At 31.6% G+C, this 18,401-nt stretch carries 16 protein-coding genes; 15 read left to right on the forward strand and 1 reads right to left on the reverse strand.

Translation table 11 applies throughout. The annotated features are described in order from the left end of the window. Positions 1-2 precede the first annotated feature (2 nt). Positions 3-2,219 carry a DNA internalization-related competence protein ComEC/Rec2 gene (locus FYJ81_RS01325; protein WP_229767943.1) on the forward strand — a complete coding sequence of 739 codons (2,217 nt, stop codon included), beginning with the start codon at positions 3-5 and terminating at the stop codon, positions 2,217-2,219. A 75-nt stretch (positions 2,220-2,294) separates the two neighbouring features. Continuing rightward, positions 2,295-3,269 carry a DNA polymerase III subunit delta gene (gene holA, locus FYJ81_RS01330; protein ID WP_107384903.1) on the forward strand — a complete coding sequence of 325 codons (975 nt, stop codon included), beginning with the start codon at positions 2,295-2,297 and terminating at the stop codon, positions 3,267-3,269. Positions 3,270-3,499: 230 nt separating this feature from the next. On the opposite strand, the gene rpsT is transcribed toward holA, so the two are convergent. Continuing rightward, positions 3,500-3,751, reverse strand: a complete 252-nt coding sequence (rpsT, locus tag FYJ81_RS01335) for a 30S ribosomal protein S20 (RefSeq protein WP_019469386.1) — start codon at positions 3,749-3,751, stop codon at positions 3,500-3,502. A 320-nt stretch (positions 3,752-4,071) separates the two neighbouring features. On the opposite strand from rpsT, the gene lepA reads away from it, so the two are divergent. From lepA to FYJ81_RS01400, 13 genes are all read left to right on the forward strand, one after another. Next, complete coding sequence (gene lepA, locus FYJ81_RS01340) at positions 4,072-5,895, forward strand: translation elongation factor 4 (RefSeq protein WP_107384904.1); 1,824 nt, start codon at positions 4,072-4,074, stop codon at positions 5,893-5,895. 104 nt (positions 5,896-5,999) lie between these two features. Continuing rightward, positions 6,000-7,124 carry a radical SAM family heme chaperone HemW gene (hemW, locus tag FYJ81_RS01345; protein ID WP_107384905.1) on the forward strand — a complete coding sequence of 375 codons (1,125 nt, stop codon included), beginning with the start codon at positions 6,000-6,002 and terminating at the stop codon, positions 7,122-7,124. 99 nt (positions 7,125-7,223) lie between these two features. Further along, entirely contained in the window at positions 7,224-8,204 is a 981-nt protein-coding gene (gene hrcA, locus FYJ81_RS01350) for a heat-inducible transcriptional repressor HrcA (protein WP_107384906.1), read from the forward strand. A gap of 30 nt (positions 8,205-8,234) precedes the next feature. Beyond that, on the forward strand, positions 8,235-8,855 hold the full coding sequence (gene grpE / locus FYJ81_RS01355; RefSeq protein ID WP_154409229.1) for a nucleotide exchange factor GrpE: 621 nt from the start codon (positions 8,235-8,237) through the stop codon (positions 8,853-8,855). A 51-nt stretch (positions 8,856-8,906) separates the two neighbouring features. Next, positions 8,907-10,751, forward strand: a complete 1,845-nt coding sequence (dnaK, locus tag FYJ81_RS01360; protein WP_019469381.1) for a molecular chaperone DnaK — start codon at positions 8,907-8,909, stop codon at positions 10,749-10,751. Between the two features lie 137 nt (positions 10,752-10,888). Continuing rightward, positions 10,889-12,019, forward strand: a complete 1,131-nt coding sequence (gene dnaJ / locus FYJ81_RS01365) for a molecular chaperone DnaJ (protein WP_107384908.1) — start codon at positions 10,889-10,891, stop codon at positions 12,017-12,019. Between the two features lie 3 nt (positions 12,020-12,022). After that, the gene (prmA, locus tag FYJ81_RS01370; protein WP_107384909.1) at positions 12,023-12,961 is read left to right on the forward strand and encodes a 50S ribosomal protein L11 methyltransferase; all 939 of its coding nucleotides are present in this window, start codon (positions 12,023-12,025) and stop codon (positions 12,959-12,961) included. 3 nt (positions 12,962-12,964) lie between these two features. Beyond that, positions 12,965-13,717, forward strand: a complete 753-nt coding sequence (locus FYJ81_RS01375) for a 16S rRNA (uracil(1498)-N(3))-methyltransferase (protein WP_107384910.1) — start codon at positions 12,965-12,967, stop codon at positions 13,715-13,717. A gap of 5 nt (positions 13,718-13,722) precedes the next feature. Then, a complete protein-coding gene (gene mtaB, locus FYJ81_RS01380) occupies positions 13,723-15,069 on the forward strand; it encodes a tRNA (N(6)-L-threonylcarbamoyladenosine(37)-C(2))-methylthiotransferase MtaB (protein WP_107384911.1) in 1,347 nt (448 codons plus the stop codon). Positions 15,070-15,243: 174 nt separating this feature from the next. Beyond that, entirely contained in the window at positions 15,244-15,420 is a 177-nt protein-coding gene (gene rpsU / locus FYJ81_RS01385; RefSeq protein ID WP_002483157.1) for a 30S ribosomal protein S21, read from the forward strand. Positions 15,421-15,784: 364 nt separating this feature from the next. After that, positions 15,785-16,486 carry an NfeD family protein gene (locus tag FYJ81_RS01390; protein ID WP_154409384.1) on the forward strand — a complete coding sequence of 234 codons (702 nt, stop codon included), beginning with the start codon at positions 15,785-15,787 and terminating at the stop codon, positions 16,484-16,486. Positions 16,487-16,492: 6 nt separating this feature from the next. After that, positions 16,493-17,479 (forward strand): flotillin-like protein FloA, encoded by a 987-nt coding sequence (gene floA, locus FYJ81_RS01395; RefSeq protein WP_026034799.1) that lies wholly within the window; start codon positions 16,493-16,495, stop codon positions 17,477-17,479. A 17-nt stretch (positions 17,480-17,496) separates the two neighbouring features. Next, positions 17,497-18,153: a hypothetical protein gene (locus FYJ81_RS01400; RefSeq protein WP_107384913.1), complete on the forward strand. Its 657-nt coding sequence runs from the start codon at positions 17,497-17,499 to the stop codon at positions 18,151-18,153. The last annotated feature ends 248 nt before the right edge of the window (positions 18,154-18,401 follow it).

Raw genomic sequence — 18,401 nt, forward strand, 5'->3', positions numbered from 1 at the left:
AATTGATTTATTATGCTTTAGCTTATTTGTCTGGTAACTTGCTACTATTTAATAAATTTTTATCTTTTATTTTAATACTTGGGCTAGTCATAATAATGAAGAGAAAAAGCTTTAGTTTAATTCATTTTATCATGATAGTTATCATATCTTTAAGTAGTTTTATGATGTTTCAAAATGACTTGAGATCAGAAAAAGAATACCATTCTTCAATGATAAATAAAGTATTTCAAGGAAAAGCAAAGTTTATCACAAAACCCAATTTGGAGCATCGTATACTTAAAGGTAAAATTAAAATAGGTAAAAAGCTTTATACTTACATTTATAATATACATGCATCAAAAAATATAGAAATAAAAAATGTTTCTGAATTTTTGTTCCAAAAAACTTGTAAGGTACACGGACAGTTTAGAACATTAAAAAACGATACAAGACCTAATCTTATTTTTATTATTCAAAATATTCATCTTTCAAGTTGTTATGAAGACACAAGCACTTTTTCTGATACTTTAAATAAACATAAAGCGTTTATTTATGAAAAAATGAAACAATGGAAAATAGCTTTTCCCGAAAAAACAATTGCATTAATTACAGGCGATACATCGCTTATGAAAAAAGATGAATTAGATACAATTAAAAAGATTGGCATTGCGCATCTACTTGCTATTAGTGGAACACATATAGCTATAATTATTGCAATCATATGTTATATTCTTAATAGGATAAAATGTCCATTGTTTTTAACCAAACTAATATTAATCATAATATTACCTATTTATTGCATGTATACAAATATGTCTCCAAGTGCTGTTAGAGCAATATTTATGAGTTTGTTAATATTCATATTTCCAAAATACATTATAAAGAATTCAATGAACATTTTAGGATTTTTATTCATATTTTTAACATTTTTAAATCCCTCGTTAATTTATCATGTCGGATTTCAACTTTCCTTTTTAATCACTTTTTCAATCCTTTTTGCCAGTCCATTACTAAAGAATTTAGGTATTGTTCAATCTTTGTGCTATATCACGTGGATTGCACAATTAAGCTCATTTATCTTAAGTTGTATCCATTTTCATCAAATTCAATGGATTGGTCTAATTTCAAACATCTTTTTTGTTCCATTCTATTCTTTCATATTATTTCCCTTCGTTATTTTTCTTACTTTTATCATACATTTGCCAATCAAACCATTATTTATAATCAACTTTTATAATCAATTAATTGTTTTGCATGATAAAGTGGTCGGATTTTTTGATAAACTCAACTTTTATCAATGGTACATTCCCAACTTAAATAATCTTCAAATAACTATAATATGTCTCATTTCGTTTCTATGTTTAGTTTTATTCGTTCATAAATGCTATAAATTTATGATAATTAGTTTAATTGCCTTATATATTGTCTCTACAATTCTACCTCAAGTACGCGACTACCAACTTACAATGTTGGATGTAGGACAAGGTGACGCCCTGTTATTTGAAACTAAATTACACGAATCATTATTAATCGATACGGGCGGTAATTTTAATTCGACACAGAACTTTGCGAATCACAGTATTTCAAAATATCATATCTTACCAACATTAAAACGACATAATATAAAAAAGATAGATTACGTTGTGGTTACACATCCACATCTTGATCATATCGGTGAACTAGATTATTTAACAAAAAGTTTAAAAATTAAAAATATCATTATCAATGCAAATAGTTTTAAAATTAAAGAACTAAATCATTTAAAAAATACTTGTTTAAAAAAGGATATCAAGTTAATAGATTTCAAAAATAAACCACAATTTTTTATGAATAAAGCGAAAGTTAATCTGTTAGATGCTACAATTTCCAATTCTGATAATTTAAATGAACAATCAATCATTATATTAATACAGTACAAAAGTTATAAAATTTTATTAATGGGAGATGCAACAAATAATAATGAAGAGAATTTAATACATAAATATCATTTATACAATGTTGATATTTTAAAAGTTGGACATCATGGTAGTCGTACGAGTACAAGTAATAATTTATTGAAAGCAATTAGGCCTAAAATAGCTCTCATTTCAGTAGGCGAAAAAAATAAATATAGACTTCCCAATCCACAAATTATCAATAGATTAAAATCTTTTGACATTAAAATATTTCAAACAAATATCAACGGAGAAGTGAACATTTTATTTAAAAACCAAATAGAAATTCACTCACAATTCAATTAAAATTTTTAATTAGTGAGAAGCTATGACGCGTGTTATAATTATAAAACGTGTAATAGAAATGAAAGGGTGCTAAGAATGAGCAGCAATATAATAACGATATATGGTGAAGTACCTGAACTAATTGAAAAAAAAGCTTCTGAAGTCATTGAACAATATTTAGATGCACCAAAAGATGAATTCAATTTCGTTAAATATAACTTATATGAAAATGATTTAGCTCCAATTATTGAAGAAACGCTGACAATGCCTTTTTTCTCTAATAAAAAGGCTGTTCTAGTACAAAATGCATATGTATTTACTGGTGAGAAGCCACCTAAAGAGTTAAATCATAATATTGATCAACTGATAGAATTTATAGAAAAATACGATGGTGACACTTTAATATTATTTGAAGTAAATCATTCTAAACTAGACGAAAGAAAAAAAGTTGTTAAATCTTTGAAAAAACATGCACAAATTAAAAAAATAGAACAAATGTCAGAAGAAGAAATAAAGCATTGGATAAAAAGTCAACTGCATGAAAATTATAAAGATATTAAACAAGATGCACTAGATTTAGTTATTGAATTAACTGGAGTTAATTTTAATATTGTTAAGCAAGAAATAGAAAAACTTATTTTGTTTTTAGGTGATAGAACAACAATTAACAAAAATGATGTTCATCAAATTGTTAATAGAAGTTTGGAGCAAAATGTTTTTTTGCTCACTGAATATATCCAAAAAAATAAGAAAACAAAAGCTATTCAAATGGTTAAAGACTTAATAGCGATGAAAGAGGAACCTATAAAATTATTAGCTCTAATTACGAGTAATTATCGACTTTTCTATCAAAGTAAAATATTAGGACAAAAGGGTTATAGTGGTCAACAAATTGCTAAAACAATCAATGTTCATCCTTATAGAGTAAAGTTGGCTTTAAATCAAGCAAGACACTACGAATTAGAAAGTTTATTAAATATCATTGATAATTGCGCAGAAACAGATTATAAATTAAAATCATCTTATATGGATAAACACCTTATACTTGAACTGTTTATTTTATCCTTATAAATTAAGCGTTTTTAGTTTTAACTAACCGTCATACTGCATATAATGTTGTCGATGAATTATAACGTAAGTATCTTTAATGTTTAATCTTATAAAACCATATATATATATATAGAAAAAAGCCCAGAAGAGATTTCACTTATTGCAAATCATTTCTGGGCTAAATTTATGAAGCATGGGGTTCGATATATTTAAAAAATAAAAAAAGTTCAAGCGTAGGCTTGAACTTTAAATTATTTAGCAGCTGTCATTAAAGATGATTTAATTCTAGCAGCTTTGTTAGAATGTATTAAGTTGCGTTGAGCAGCTTTATCTACTTTTTTCAATGCAAAGCTTACTAATTCAGCTTTATCGTCAGCATTAGTGTCGATTGCTGTATGAGCTCTTTTCACAGCTGTACGCATTGCATTTTTTTGTGAAATATTACGTTCTTCAGTTACATGAGTAGTATTAACACGTTTAATTGCAGATTTAATGTTTGGCATGTCTGTCACCTCCTAAAAGTGTGATCTTCGCTATCAAAAATTAATTTGATTACAACAAGAAATATTTTATCAAAACAACCAGGTTTCTGCAATCATTTATTTATATTAAGACGCGTAAAGTCGCGATAAATGGTACAATAATAATTATAATGACAAAAGATATACATAAAAATAGTTACATAGACGATAAAATATACACATAACTTTAAAATTTACTATTAATTTTATCAAGTTTGCAATTAGTAAATAAAAACGTTATTATATCAAAGAATGTCATACATATTTACGGGCTAGAATTATGAAAGTGAGACTGATAATACATGGATAAAGAAAATCGTTTAAGCAAGCGTGAAAATATAAGAAACTTTTCTATTATTGCACATATTGACCATGGGAAATCTACATTAGCAGATAGAATTTTGGAAAATACTAAATCTGTTGAATCACGTGAGATGCAATCACAGTTATTGGATTCTATGGATTTAGAGAGAGAACGCGGTATAACAATAAAATTAAATGCTGTGCGTTTAAAATATGATGCAAAAGATGGTGAGACTTATACGTTTCACTTGATCGATACACCTGGACACGTAGATTTTACATATGAAGTTTCTAGATCATTAGCTGCCTGTGAGGGGGCTATATTAGTTGTAGATGCTGCGCAGGGCATAGAGGCTCAAACATTAGCCAATGTTTATTTGGCACTAGATAACGATTTAGAGTTATTACCAGTTGTAAATAAAATTGATTTACCAGCAGCAGAACCTGAACGTGTAAAGCAAGAAGTAGAAGATGTAATAGGGCTAGATAAAGATGATGTCGTATTAGCCAGTGCAAAATCAAATATTGGCATTGAAGATATATTAGAAAAAATTGTAGAAGTGGTACCACCACCTCAAGGAGATCCAGAAGCGCCGTTAAAAGCATTGATTTTTGATTCAGAATATGATCCGTATAGAGGCGTTATTTCTTCAATTCGAATAGTTGAAGGAACTTTGAAAACGGGTGATGAAATTAAAATGATGGCTACAGGAAAATCTTTTGAAGTTACCGAAGTAGGTATCAATACACCTAAACAATTACCAGTTAGTGAGCTTACGGTAGGGGATGTAGGTTATGTCATTGCCAGTATTAAAAATGTAGATGATTCACGTGTCGGAGATACGATTACACATCTAGATCGTCCAGCAGCAGAGCCGTTAAAAGGCTATAAAAAAATGAATCCGATGGTTTTCTGTGGTTTATTCCCTATAGATAATAAAGATTACAATGATTTACGAGAGGCATTAGAAAAGTTGCAATTAAATGATGCTTCATTAGAATTTGAACCTGAGTCATCTCAAGCATTAGGTTTTGGATATAGAACAGGTTTCTTAGGTATGTTGCATATGGAAATTATTCAAGAACGTATTGAACGTGAGTTTGGAATAGAACTAATTGCTACAGCACCATCTGTGATTTATGAATGTATTCTTAAAAATGGTGATGAAATCTCTGTTGATAATCCAGCATATATGCCTGAAAGAGATCAAATTGATACGGTATATGAACCTTTTGTAAGAGCGACAATGATGGTACCAAATGATTATGTCGGTGCAGTTATGGAATTATGTCAACGTAAACGTGGACAATTTATTAATATGGAATATTTAGATGATATTCGTGTCAATATTATTTATGAATTGCCACTATCTGAAGTTGTATTTGATTTCTTTGATCAGCTTAAATCAAATACAAAAGGCTATGCTTCTTTTGATTATGAATTCATTGATAATAAAGAAAGTGACCTAGTCAAAATGGATATATTACTAAATGGAGAGAAAGTAGATGCACTTAGTTTTATAGTTCATAAAGATTTCGCATATGAAAGAGGAAAAGCGTTAGTTGAAAAGCTAAAAACGCTTATACCTAGACAACAATTCGAAGTACCTGTACAAGCAGCAGTTGGACAAAAAATAGTCGCCCGTACAAATATAAAATCAATGGGTAAAAATGTCTTATCTAAGTGTTATGGTGGAGATATTAGCCGTAAGAGAAAACTATTAGAAAAACAAAAAGCTGGTAAGGCAAAAATGAAATCAGTTGGTAATGTTGAAATACCACAGGATGCTTTCCTTGCAGTGCTTAAGATGGACGAAGATTAATATTATTACTTATTAAATATTGGGGCCTTAAATCCATTCGATTTATGCCCCGGTTTTTTTGTTATGTTAATCTATTTTATTTAACGAAAGAAGGTCATCTCAAAATGGAAGTGAAAAGTGCTTATATCCATATTCCTTTCTGTGTCAAAATTTGTACTTATTGCGATTTCAATAAATATTTTATACAAAATCAACCAGTGGATCAGTATTTAGATTGCTTAATAAACGAAATGAAACAAAGTAAAGTTAGATCTTTAGAAACAGTTTTTGTCGGTGGTGGCACACCTACTGCTTTGTCGTATGAGCAACTTGAGAAATTATTGACTGCAATTACAGAAATCTTTGAAATTAAAGGAGAATTTAGTTTTGAAGCGAATCCAGATGAATTAACTTTAGAAAAAGTACAATTGTTAAGGGATTATGGTGTGAATAGATTGTCGATGGGCGTTCAAACATTCAAACCTGAATTGTTAGAGATATTAGGACGTTCTCATAAGACTGAGGATATATACAGAGCCGTATCGAATGCAAGACAAGTTGGGATACCTTCTATAAGTTTAGATTTAATGTACCATTTACCACAACAAAGCTTAGAAGATTTCAAAGATAGTTTAGAAAAAGCGTTATCGATGGATATTGATCATATTTCAAGTTACGGCTTGATTTTAGAGCCTAAAACTCAGTTCTATAATATGTACCGTAAAGGGCAGTTGAAAATCCCGAACGAAGATGTCGGAGAAGAAATGTACGAATATTTATTAAAGAGGATGCATGAGACTGAGTTACATCAATATGAAATTTCAAACTTTGGTAAAAAAGGACATGAATCAGAACACAATAAAGTTTACTGGAAAAACGAAGGCTATTATGGATTTGGAGCCGGGGCAAGTGGTTACGTAAATGGCGAACGTTATAATAATGTAAATCCCGTGAATCATTATATAAAAAAGATACAAAATAACGAAAGACCTATTCTTGACGCAGTATATCCAACAGAAAGTGAACAAATGGAAGAAGAGATGTTTCTAGGTTTAAGAATGAACCAAGGTGTAAGTAGAAAACGGTTTAATCAAAAGTTTAATAAAACGATTGATGACGTTTATGACGAAGCGATTAAAGATTTAAAACAGAGAGAATTAATTTATGATACAGGTGACTATATTTCTTTAACAGAGAGAGGTAAAGTAATTGGAAACCTAGTATTTGAAGCGTTTTTACTGAATGTTTAATTTTTTAAAAAAACTGAGGCTTTAACATTGACTTACTTTGACCAATTTGATAAATTATAATTAGCACTTGAAACAAAAGAGTGCTAATGAGGTGAAAACATGATTAGTGATAGACAATTGAGCATTTTAAATGCAATTGTTGAAGATTATGTTGATTTAGGTCAACCAATTGGTTCCAAAACACTGATTGAAAGACATAATTTAAATGTTAGTCCTGCCACTATCAGAAACGAAATGAAACAACTAGAGGAACTTCATTTAATAGAAAAAACACATACTTCATCAGGACGTTCTCCATCAGAGTCAGGCATCAGATATTATGTGAATCAATTATTGCAACAAACATCTCATCAACAACACAAAAAAATACAACGTTTAGGAGATTTACTGGTTGAAAATCATTATGATATTTCCTCAGCCTTGAGTGAATTCGCGAATGAACTTTCAATCGCTTCTCAGTATACAACGTTGGTAATGCGTCCAAATCACAAAAAAGATATTATTAATAACATTCACTTGATTCGAGCAAATGCATATTTAGTAATCATGGTCGTTGTTTTTACATCTGGCCATGTTGAACACTTACATTTAGTATCCAAAGCACGTTTATCGAGTGATGAATTGACAAATATAGCTAATTTTGTGACTGCAAAATATAATGCGTTAAATCAACAACGCTTGGAAAATGAACTAAATGCCTTTGCAAAGTCAGATTTTGAAAAAGACTTCATAAAGGATATGTTAGATACAATAGATGTTCATTTTGATAATCAAAGTAATGGCATTTACATGGGTGGAAAGGTTAAACTAATTGATGCACTAAACGAATCAAATGTTTCTTCTATTCAACCTATATTGCAGTATATTGAATCAAACAAAATTACTCAGCTACTTGATGAAATGTCAAATTCATCAATTAATGTTAAGATTGGACAGGAAATCGAATCAAGCTTGAGCGATATTTCTATTGTCACTACGGAGTATCACATTGACGATAGACTTAAAGGTCAAATTGCGGTTATCGGACCAACGGCAATGAATTATCAGAATGTAATACAATTACTAAATACGATTTGGTAATTAAGAATTGTATTGGATGGAGGGCAGAAAATGACAGAAAAAAATGAATCAGTATTCGATGAAAACGAAAAGACTGAAGATATCAATCAAGAAACACCAAACAATCAAACAACTTCAGTTGAAGATACTGATGAAATAGCTAATGAATCACAAGATAATCTGCAAGAGGAAAATTCTGAAGATATTGAGGCAGATATCGATCCTAAAGATGAAGAAATTCAACAATTAAAAAATAATGTTCAAGAAGAAAAATATTTAAGATTATATGCTGAATTTGAAAATTATAAGCGTAGAATCCAAAAAGAAAATCAAACGATGAAAGCATATAAAGCTCAAGATGTTTTAAATGACATTTTACCGACTATAGATAATATAGAACGAGCTTTACAGATTGAAGGCGAAGATGAGCAATTTAAATCATTACAAAAAGGTGTAGAAATGGTTTATGAAAGCTTGTTGAACGCATTGAAAAATAACGGTTTAGAAAAAATTGAGGCTGAAGGTCAACAGTTTGATCCAAATGTACATCAAGCTGTAGTACAAGACGATAATCCTGATTATGAATCAGGTCAAGTTACTCAAGAACTACAAACTGGTTATAAATTGAAGGAACGTGTTTTAAGACCTTCAATGGTTAAAGTAAATCAATAAGTTTATTGATGAAAATACCGAATTTTTTAAACAAACAGGAGGAATTTATTTATGAGTAAAGTAATAGGTATTGACTTAGGTACAACAAATTCATGTGTAGCAATTTTAGAAGGTGACGAACCAAAAGTTGTTCAAAACCCAGAAGGTGCTAGAACAACACCATCTGTTGTAGCATTTAAAAATGGTGAAACTCAAGTAGGTGAAGTTGCTAAGCGTCAAGCAATTACAAACCCTAATACAATTCAATCTATCAAACGTCACATGGGTACTGAGCACAAAGTAGACGTAGAAGGTAAATCATACACACCACAAGAAATATCTGCGATGGTATTACAAAACCTTAAGAGTACTGCAGAAGATTACTTAGGTGAAAAAGTAGAAAAAGCAGTTATCACTGTTCCTGCATATTTTAATGATAGTGAACGTCAAGCTACAAAAGATGCTGGTAAAATTGCAGGCTTAGAAGTTGAACGTATTATTAACGAACCAACAGCAGCAGCATTAGCTTATGGTTTAGATAAAACAGAACAAGACCAAAAAGTCTTAGTATTTGACCTAGGTGGCGGTACATTCGACGTATCTATCCTTGAATTAGGTGACGGTGTATTCGAAGTACTTTCAACTGCAGGTGATAATAAACTAGGTGGGGACGACTTTGACCAAGTTATTATCGATTATTTAGTTGCAGAATTTAAAAAAGAAAATGGCGTAGACTTATCACAAGACAAAATGGCATTACAACGTCTTAAAGACGCAGCTGAAAAAGCTAAAAAAGACTTATCAGGTGTTTCTCAAACACAAATCTCATTACCATTTATTTCTGCAGGTGAAAATGGTCCACTACACTTAGAATTAAGTTTAACACGTTCAAAATTTGAAGAATTAGCTGATTCATTAATCAGAAGAACGATGGAACCAACTCGCCAAGCTATGAAAGATGCAGGTATCAGTAGTTCTGATATCGATGAAGTTATTTTAGTTGGTGGTTCAACAAGAATTCCTGCAGTTCAAGACGCTGTGAAAAAAGAAGTAGGTAAAGATCCTCACAAAGGTGTTAACCCAGACGAAGTAGTAGCAATGGGTGCTGCTATCCAAGGTGGCGTTATCACTGGTGATGTTAAAGATGTAGTATTATTAGACGTAACACCTCTTTCATTAGGTATTGAAATAATGGGTGGACGTATGAATACATTGATTGAAAGAAATACTACTATCCCTACATCTAAATCACAAGTTTATTCAACGGCTGCAGATAATCAACCAGCAGTTGATATTCACGTATTACAAGGTGAACGTCCAATGGCTTCTGACAACAAAACACTTGGCAGATTCCAATTAACTGATATTCCACCAGCTCCACGTGGTGTACCACAAATCGAAGTAACTTTTGATATCGATAAAAATGGTATCGTTAATGTTACTGCAAAAGATTTAGGTACAAATAAAGAACAAAATATTACTATTCAATCAAGTTCTTCACTTTCTGATGATGAAATCGATCGTATGGTGAAAGATGCTGAAGAAAATGCTGAAGCAGATAAACAACGTCGTGAAGAAAGTGATTTAAGAAACGAAGCAGATAGCTTAGTATTCCAAGTTGAAAAAACAATTACTGATTTAGGTGAAAACATCAGTGAAGATGATAAAAATAATGCAGAAGAGAAAAAAGAAGCTTTAAAATCTGCGCTTGAAGGCGAAGATATTGATGACATTAAAGCTAAAAAAGAAGAACTAGAAAAAGTAGTTCAAGACTTATCTGCTAAAGTTTACGAGCAAGCTGCTCAAGCACAACAACAAGCACAAGGTGAACAAGCAAGTGGTTCAGATGATAGCAATGTTGAAGATGCTGATTTCACAGAAGTAAATGATGATGATAACAAAGACGACAAAAAATAAGTTTAGTTATTAATTGCTATTGAAAGCAGAATATGACACAATTGCTTAGCCAAATTAAGTCAAAGTCAATTGAACATTGGCTTTGACTTTTTCCTTTTTAATAAGTAATTTAATCAAACGTAAAAGGAGAGATAAAAGTGGCCAAAAGAGATTATTATGATATCTTAGGTGTTAGTAAAGATGCCTCTAAAGATGAAATAAAAAAGGCTTACCGTAAATTATCAAAAAAATATCATCCTGACATCAATAAAGAAGAAGGTGCAGACGAAAAGTTCAAGGAAATTTCAGAAGCATATGAAACGTTAAGTGATGAAAACAAGCGTGCAAACTATGATCAATTTGGTCATGATGGGCCACAAGGTGGATTTGGCGGCCAAGGATTTGGTGGTCAAGACTTTAGCGGTTTCGGCGGCGGTTTCGAAGATATATTCAGTTCATTCTTCGGTGGTGGACGTCAAAGAGATCCAAATGCACCTAGAAAAGGTGATGACCTACAATATACAATGACTGTTACTTTTGAAGAAGCTGTATTCGGTACAAGCAAAGAGATTTCAATACGCAAAGATGTAACTTGTCATACTTGTGATGGTGAAGGTGCAAAACCGGGGACTAAGAAAAAAACGTGTCATTACTGTAATGGTTCAGGACATGTTGCTGTAGAACAGAATACAATATTAGGTAGAGTTAGAACTGAAAAAGTTTGTCCAGTATGTAGTGGTTCTGGTCAAGAATTTGAAGAACCTTGTCCGACATGTCACGGTAAAGGAACTGAAAACAAAACAGTTAAAATTAATGTTACAGTGCCAGAAGGTGTAGATAATGAACAACAAATAAGATTAGCAGGTGAAGGCGCGCCAGGAGAAAATGGTGGACCACAAGGTGATCTATACGTTGTATTTAGAGTTAAACCTTCTGAAACATTCGAAAGGGACGGCGACGATATTTACTTTTCACAAGATATCAGCATCGCTCAAGCAACACTTGGTGATGAAATTAAAGTCCCAACTTTAAAAGGTCATGTTATATTAACAATTCCTGGCGGAACACAATCAGGAAAACAATTCCGTCTTAAAGAAAAAGGTGTAAAAAATGTTCATGGCTATGGCTATGGTGATTTATTTATCAACGTGAAAGTTGTCACACCTACTAAGATAAATGAACGTCAAAAAGAATTGTTAAGAGAATTTGCTGAAATTGATGGTGAATCATTAACTGAGCAACCGTCAAATTTTAAGGATAAAGCAAAAAGATTCTTTAAGGGAGAATAAAATATGAACTGGACTGAAATATCAATCACTGCAAATCATGATGCCATACCAATTATTTCTAATATTTTAGAAGAATTTGGATCAAACGGAGTTGTTATCGAAGATTCATTAGATCTTCGAAATGATTTTGCTGATAAATTTGGTGAAATTTATGAACTAAATCCTGATGATTACCCAGTTAATGGTGTAAGAGTTAAAGCATATTTTAATGAAATAAAATATACTCAGGATTTTAAAAATGATCTGATTCAAAAAATTAAAAATATCGAATCTTTGGATGCAAAAATATTTGAATATCAACAACAAACAATTCAAGAACATGATTGGGAAAATGAATGGAAAAACTATTTTCATCCGTTTAGAGCGTCTGCTAAATTTACAATTGTTCCAAGTTGGGAAACATATCAAAAAGAAGACGAAAATGAAATGTGTATTGAGTTGGATCCAGGTATGGCCTTTGGTACAGGTGATCATCCAACGACAAGTATGTGCTTGAAAGCTATTGAAACTTTCGTGAAACCAGATGATTCAGTGATTGATGTTGGTACAGGTTCAGGCATACTTAGCATTGCATCATATTTATTAGGAGTAGAACGCATAAAAGCGATTGATGTAGATGAAATGGCCATTAAAGTTGCGAAAGAAAACTTTGAAAAAAACAATTGTGTTAAAGCTATTGAGGCTGAGCCAGGCAATTTACTTACAGAAGAAACTGAAAAGTTTGATGTCGTTATTGCAAATATTTTAGCTCATATTATTGAAGAAATGATTGAAGATGCTTATAATACGTTAAATAAAGATGGTTATTTTATAACTTCTGGTATTATCACAGAGAAACACGAAACAATTTTAGGACAGATGAAGCGTGTAGGGTTTAAAATCATTTCTATTAATCATGAAAACGGTTGGGTATGTATCGTTGGACAGAAAGTGAGCGATTAAGCAATGCAGAGATATTTTATTGACCAAAACGCTGATATAAATCAGCGTTTTTTTATTACAGATCAAAATGATATACATCATATTACAAAGGTAATGCGATATCAAATTGGTGACCAAATTATTATTACTTTTTCAGATCAGAGCGTTTATAAATGTAAAATCGAAAATATGACTATGGCGCAAATTGAAATTACTTTAATAGAAAAAATAGATATCGATTCTGAATTACCACAACATATAACAATTTGTAGTGGGTTAATTAAAGCGGATAAGTATGAATGGATGATACAAAAATCCACGGAGTTAGGTGCAAGTCAATTTATCGCTGTTGGTATGCAAAGATCCGTTGTAAAACTAAATGAAAATAAAGTTATCAAAAAGTTAGAACGTTGGCAAAAAATTATAAAAGAAGCAGCTGAACAAAGTTATAGGCTAATTATTCCAGAAATAGAGTATAAGTCGAATTTAAAAGAAATTTATGATATTATAAATGAATATGATTATGTATTGATTGCTTATGAAGAATCTGCTAAGTGTGGGGAAAAAAGTACTTTTAAGGCAGTTGTTCAAAAATTTGAACCTGGTGATCGTGTGTTAATCATTTTTGGGCCTGAAGGTGGCTTGTCTGAATCAGAAATTAAGTTATTTGGTAGTTCAGCATACCAAGTTGGTCTAGGGCCTAGGATATTAAGAGCTGAAACTGCACCGCTATATACTTTAAGTGCTGTAAGCTTTCAAAAAGACTTATTGGGGTGATATTTATGTCAACAGTTGCATTTCATACATTAGGATGTAAAGTGAATCATTATGAAACAGAAGCAATTTGGCAATTATTTAAAGAAGCAGATTACGATCGTGTTGATTTTGAAACAAATGCTGATGTATTTGTTATTAATACGTGTACGGTAACTAATACAGGTGATAAAAAAAGCAGACAAGTCATTAGACGTGCTATAAGACAAAATCCAGAGGCAGTGGTATGTGTAACTGGTTGTTATGCACAGACATCTCCTGCTGAAATTATGGAAATACCTGGCGTAGATATTGTGGTCGGCACTCAAGATCGGACGAAGTTAATCGGTTATATCAATGAGTTTAAAAAAGAAAGACAACCAATTAATGGTGTGGGAAACATCATGAAAAATCGTACATATGAAGAATTAGAAGTTCCATACTTTACAGATAGAACAAGAGCCTCGTTGAAGATACAAGAAGGGTGCAATAATTTTTGTACTTTCTGTATTATTCCTTGGGCTCGTGGCTTAATGCGATCTAGAGACCCCGAAAAAGTGATAGAACAAGCAACTACACTTGTAAATTCAGGGTATAAAGAAATTGTTTTAACTGGTATTCATACAGGTGGATATGGTCAGGATTTAAAAAATTATAATTTAGCACAATTATTACGTGACTTAGAAACTGTAGATGGCTTAGAGCGTATTAGAATTTCTTCGATTGAAGCAAGTCAATTAACAGATGAAGTTATTAGTGTAATTGAGCAATCAAACAAAGTTGTACGTCATCTTCATATCCCATTACAATCTGGGTCTGATTCAGTGTTGAAGAGAATGAGAAGAAAATATACTATGGCTCATTTTTCAGAGCGATTGACTCGTTTACATGAAGCACTACCTGGATTAGCAGTCACAAGTGATGTCATTGTTGGTTTCCCAGGTGAAACTGAAGAAGAATTCCAAGAAACATATGATTTTATTGTTGAACACAAATTTTCAGAATTACATGTATTTCCTTATTCTTCAAGAATTGGCACACCAGCTGCTAGAATGGACGACCAAGTTGATGAAAATATTAAAAATGAACGTGTACATCGCTTAATTCATTTAAGCGATCAGCTTGCTAAGACGTATGCATCAAAATTTGATCAAGAAGTACTTGAAGTTATTCCAGAAGAAGTTGGCAGTGAGCCAGGGACATTAATAGGTTTTGCTGATAATTATATGAAAGTTCAATTCGCTGGCGATGAATCTCTAATCGGTGAACTCGTAAAGGTAAAAATCACTCAACCTGATTACCCAATCAATCAAGGTGAATTACTAAGAGTGGTACATCATGCTACCAATACAACAGAACATTCTGTTACTGTATAAAATTTAATTGATAATGATTCAATGCAAACACCTCTATATGGTGTAAAATGAATCATGAAATTAAAATTTTACTAATTGACCACATTAATCAGATATATTATACTAATTAATACATGGTAATTACCGTGTAATGATTATAAAGTTTCGTTGATATTTGGAGGGAGGGAAATACACATGTCTAAAACAGTAGTCAAAAAGAACGAATCACTTGAAGATGCGTTACGTCGTTTCAAACGTACAGTTTCTAAAAGCGGTACAATTCAAGAAGTACGTAAACGTGAATTTTACGAAAAACCTAGCGTTAAACGTAAAAAGAAATCAGAAGCTGCACGTAAACGTAAATTCAAATAATTAATTGTTTCGTTGACTCCCTCAACACCAACATTAATTATAAACCATAATAGCCTTAGTTGTTCATACAGCTAAGGCTATTTTTATTTATTAATGTAGATAAATGAACTACACTATATATTCCTATTTATGATTTTCATAAGCATTAGAAAATCTTGTACTTAGTTTAAAAATTACCATATTCACGTTAATCAAGTATTAATGTCGTACATCTCGTGTAGCTGGTTGAAATTGATTATTTTTCTGGGAATATCATTTAATAATAAATGAATAATATTACGATTTTTATTGTGTAAACGGTATAATCATATATTTATTTCATGTATAATTAAATTGAGAGTGAGGTGATAAAGTGATTCCTTCGATGAGCAGTATACATACTATCTTTTCAACCAAACTTGTTGAAAACGGAAACTGGATAGACAATGTTTCTAACTTTATTGTTAGTCCAATAGGTGCTTTGATATTAACTTGTATTATCTTCTTAGGTTTTTTGTACCAGTTATATTCAAATAGAATAAATATTGTCGGAATTATATCAACATTAGCATTATTCATTTTCTTTTTAGGATTTTTTGTAAAAGGGGATGTCAACTTTTATTCTGTTGTTTTATTCGCCATTGGTGTGATATTCGTTATCATTGAATTATTTGTAGTGGGTGCAATTATTGGCATTATAGGTATGGCGTTAATCGTTTTCAGTATTGTTACTTTAGGTGATAATCTAGTGTACATGATTGCTAATGTTGTCGTAGCCTTAATATTATCAATCATAGAGTGGGTGATACTTGTGAAATTTTTCAAACGTAAAATACCGTTTTTAGATAAAGTTGTATTGAAGGATTCTACAAATGCAGAAGCAGGTTATACGTCACATGAAGATCGCTCTCATTTAGTTGGAGAAGTTGCAACTACATCTACAGATTTGAGACCAGCAGGAATTATTATTTATAACAATGAACGTATCGATGCAGTTTCAGATGGTTCTTTTATATTACGGAACAAACAAGTTACTATTCTGGAAGTTGAAGGTACTCGAGTTGTTGTGAGAGAAATAGAAACATAAAGGAGAATGAGTATGATTGGAATTTTAATTATAGCAGTTATAGTCGTAATTGCATTATTGTTATTATTTTCATTTGTACCTGTTGGATTGTGGATTTCAGCAATCGCAGCGGGTGTAAAAGTAGGCATTGGTACCCTAGTAGGTATGAGATTACGTAGAGTTTCTCCACGTAAAGTAATATCACCTTTAATTAAAGCTCATAAAGCAGGGCTAAACTTGACAACGAACCAACTTGAATCACATTATTTAGCAGGTGGTAATGTTGACCGTGTTGTTGATGCAAATATCGCTGCACAAAGAGCTGATATTAATTTACCTTTTGAACGTGGTGCAGCTATTGACTTAGCAGGACGTGACGTGTTAGAAGCAGTTCAAATGTCTGTAAATCCAAAAGTAATTGAGACACCATTTATTGCCGGTGTTGCAATGAATGGTATCGAAGTTAAAGCAAAAGCAAGAATCACAGTACGTGCGAATATTGCAAGATTAGTTGGTGGTGCTGGAGAAGAAACGATTATTGCACGTGTTGGTGAAGGTATTGTTTCTACAATTGGTTCTAGTGAACATCACACACAAGTGCTTGAAAATCCTGATAATATTTCTAAAACAGTTTTAAGTAAAGGTTTAGATTCAGGTACAGCTTTTGAAATTTTATCAATCGATATTGCAGACGTAGACATTAGCAAGAACATTGGTGCAGATTTACAAACTGAACAAGCGCTTGCTGATAAAAATATCGCACAAGCAAAAGCCGAAGAACGCCGTGCAATGGCAGTAGCACAAGAACAAGAAATGAAAGCAAAAGTACAAGAAATGCGCTCTAAAGTTGTTGAAGCGGAAGCAGAAGTTCCACTAGCTATGGCTGAAGCATTACGTTCAGGAAATCTTGGAGTGAAAGATTATTATAATCTGAAAAATGTTGAAGCAGATACTGGTATGAGAAATTCTATTAACCAACGTACAAAAAAAGAAGATGATGAATCACCGGAATAATAAATAGGGGTGATTAAATGAATATAGGTATTATTATCTTTGTAGTATCTGTCATTTTTACGATAATTGGTGCTATTAACGATGATAGTCATAAAAAGCGAAAAAAACAACAACCGCCAGCTAATAAACAGCCGAATCAGTCTGAAACACCACCAAAAAAACGTGGTTTCCTTGAAGAAGTTGGAAAAACATTTTCTGAGTTAGAAAAACAATTTAATGATGGTCCTTTTACTCAGGAAGAACATACACCAAAGCAGAATAAACCTGCTGAAACACGAGCTGAAAAGATGGAAACTGAGATGCCTCAACAAGAAACATCAACGGTTCCTAAACATAATGAAACCGAAGCTGAAAAAGTAAAACGTGAGCAAAAGCAACAAGATGATACACTTCAAAAAGAGCTTGAAGCTGATTTAATGGGCAAAATGGAAGACGTACGTAATGAAATCGATCGTGAAACTGAGAAAAAAATACAAAGAACTGAGAAAAAAGCACGAGAAATCATTTCTGATAAATATTTATCAGAGAGAACTAAGCGTTATCGTTTAAAACAGTTAATGAATGCGCATTCTGTTCAAAGCTCTGGCACAAATGCTCAATATAGATTTGCTGATGATGAAGTTGTTAATGGTATTATTTGGTCTGAAGTTTTAGAAAGACCAAAAAAATTATAAATTTATTTAAACTCAACTTATAAAGTTAGATTTTTGACTTTGTAAGTTGAGTTATTTTTAATTTCAAAATATATAATGATCGTTAATTTTTATACTATACTTTCTTAATGCTTGGTTTACATAAAAATAACAATTTATGTTAATTTTTAATTCACTTTGAAATAATATGAGAATATTTCATGATATAATAACATTGAAGTTGCAGTATGATTTATTCAAATTGTTAATTTTATAATAATGGTTATTTC

The organism is Staphylococcus sp. McC-251-APC-3A2 (genome assembly GCF_009695665.1).
Taxonomy (GTDB): Bacteria; Bacillota; Bacilli; order Staphylococcales; family Staphylococcaceae; genus Staphylococcus; species Staphylococcus cohnii.

Excerpts from the sequence above, each read along its gene's own strand:
- holA (WP_107384903.1), top strand. The coding sequence starts at position 2,295 with ATGAGCAGCAATATAATAACGATATATGGTGAAGTACCTGAACTAATT.
- rpsT (WP_019469386.1), bottom strand. The coding sequence starts at position 3,751 with ATGCCAAACATTAAATCTGCAATTAAACGTGTTAATACTACTCATGTA.
- lepA (WP_107384904.1), top strand. The coding sequence starts at position 4,072 with ATGGATAAAGAAAATCGTTTAAGCAAGCGTGAAAATATAAGAAACTTT.
- hemW (WP_107384905.1), top strand. The coding sequence starts at position 6,000 with ATGGAAGTGAAAAGTGCTTATATCCATATTCCTTTCTGTGTCAAAATT.
- hrcA (WP_107384906.1), top strand. The coding sequence starts at position 7,224 with ATGATTAGTGATAGACAATTGAGCATTTTAAATGCAATTGTTGAAGAT.
- grpE (WP_154409229.1), top strand. The coding sequence starts at position 8,235 with ATGACAGAAAAAAATGAATCAGTATTCGATGAAAACGAAAAGACTGAA.
- dnaK (WP_019469381.1), top strand. The coding sequence starts at position 8,907 with ATGAGTAAAGTAATAGGTATTGACTTAGGTACAACAAATTCATGTGTA.
- prmA (WP_107384909.1), top strand. The coding sequence starts at position 12,023 with ATGAACTGGACTGAAATATCAATCACTGCAAATCATGATGCCATACCA.
- FYJ81_RS01375 (WP_107384910.1), top strand. The coding sequence starts at position 12,965 with ATGCAGAGATATTTTATTGACCAAAACGCTGATATAAATCAGCGTTTT.
- mtaB (WP_107384911.1), top strand. The coding sequence starts at position 13,723 with ATGTCAACAGTTGCATTTCATACATTAGGATGTAAAGTGAATCATTAT.
- rpsU (WP_002483157.1), top strand. The coding sequence starts at position 15,244 with ATGTCTAAAACAGTAGTCAAAAAGAACGAATCACTTGAAGATGCGTTA.
- FYJ81_RS01390 (WP_154409384.1), top strand. The coding sequence starts at position 15,785 with ATGAGCAGTATACATACTATCTTTTCAACCAAACTTGTTGAAAACGGA.
- floA (WP_026034799.1), top strand. The coding sequence starts at position 16,493 with ATGAGTATGATTGGAATTTTAATTATAGCAGTTATAGTCGTAATTGCA.
- FYJ81_RS01400 (WP_107384913.1), top strand. The coding sequence starts at position 17,497 with ATGAATATAGGTATTATTATCTTTGTAGTATCTGTCATTTTTACGATA.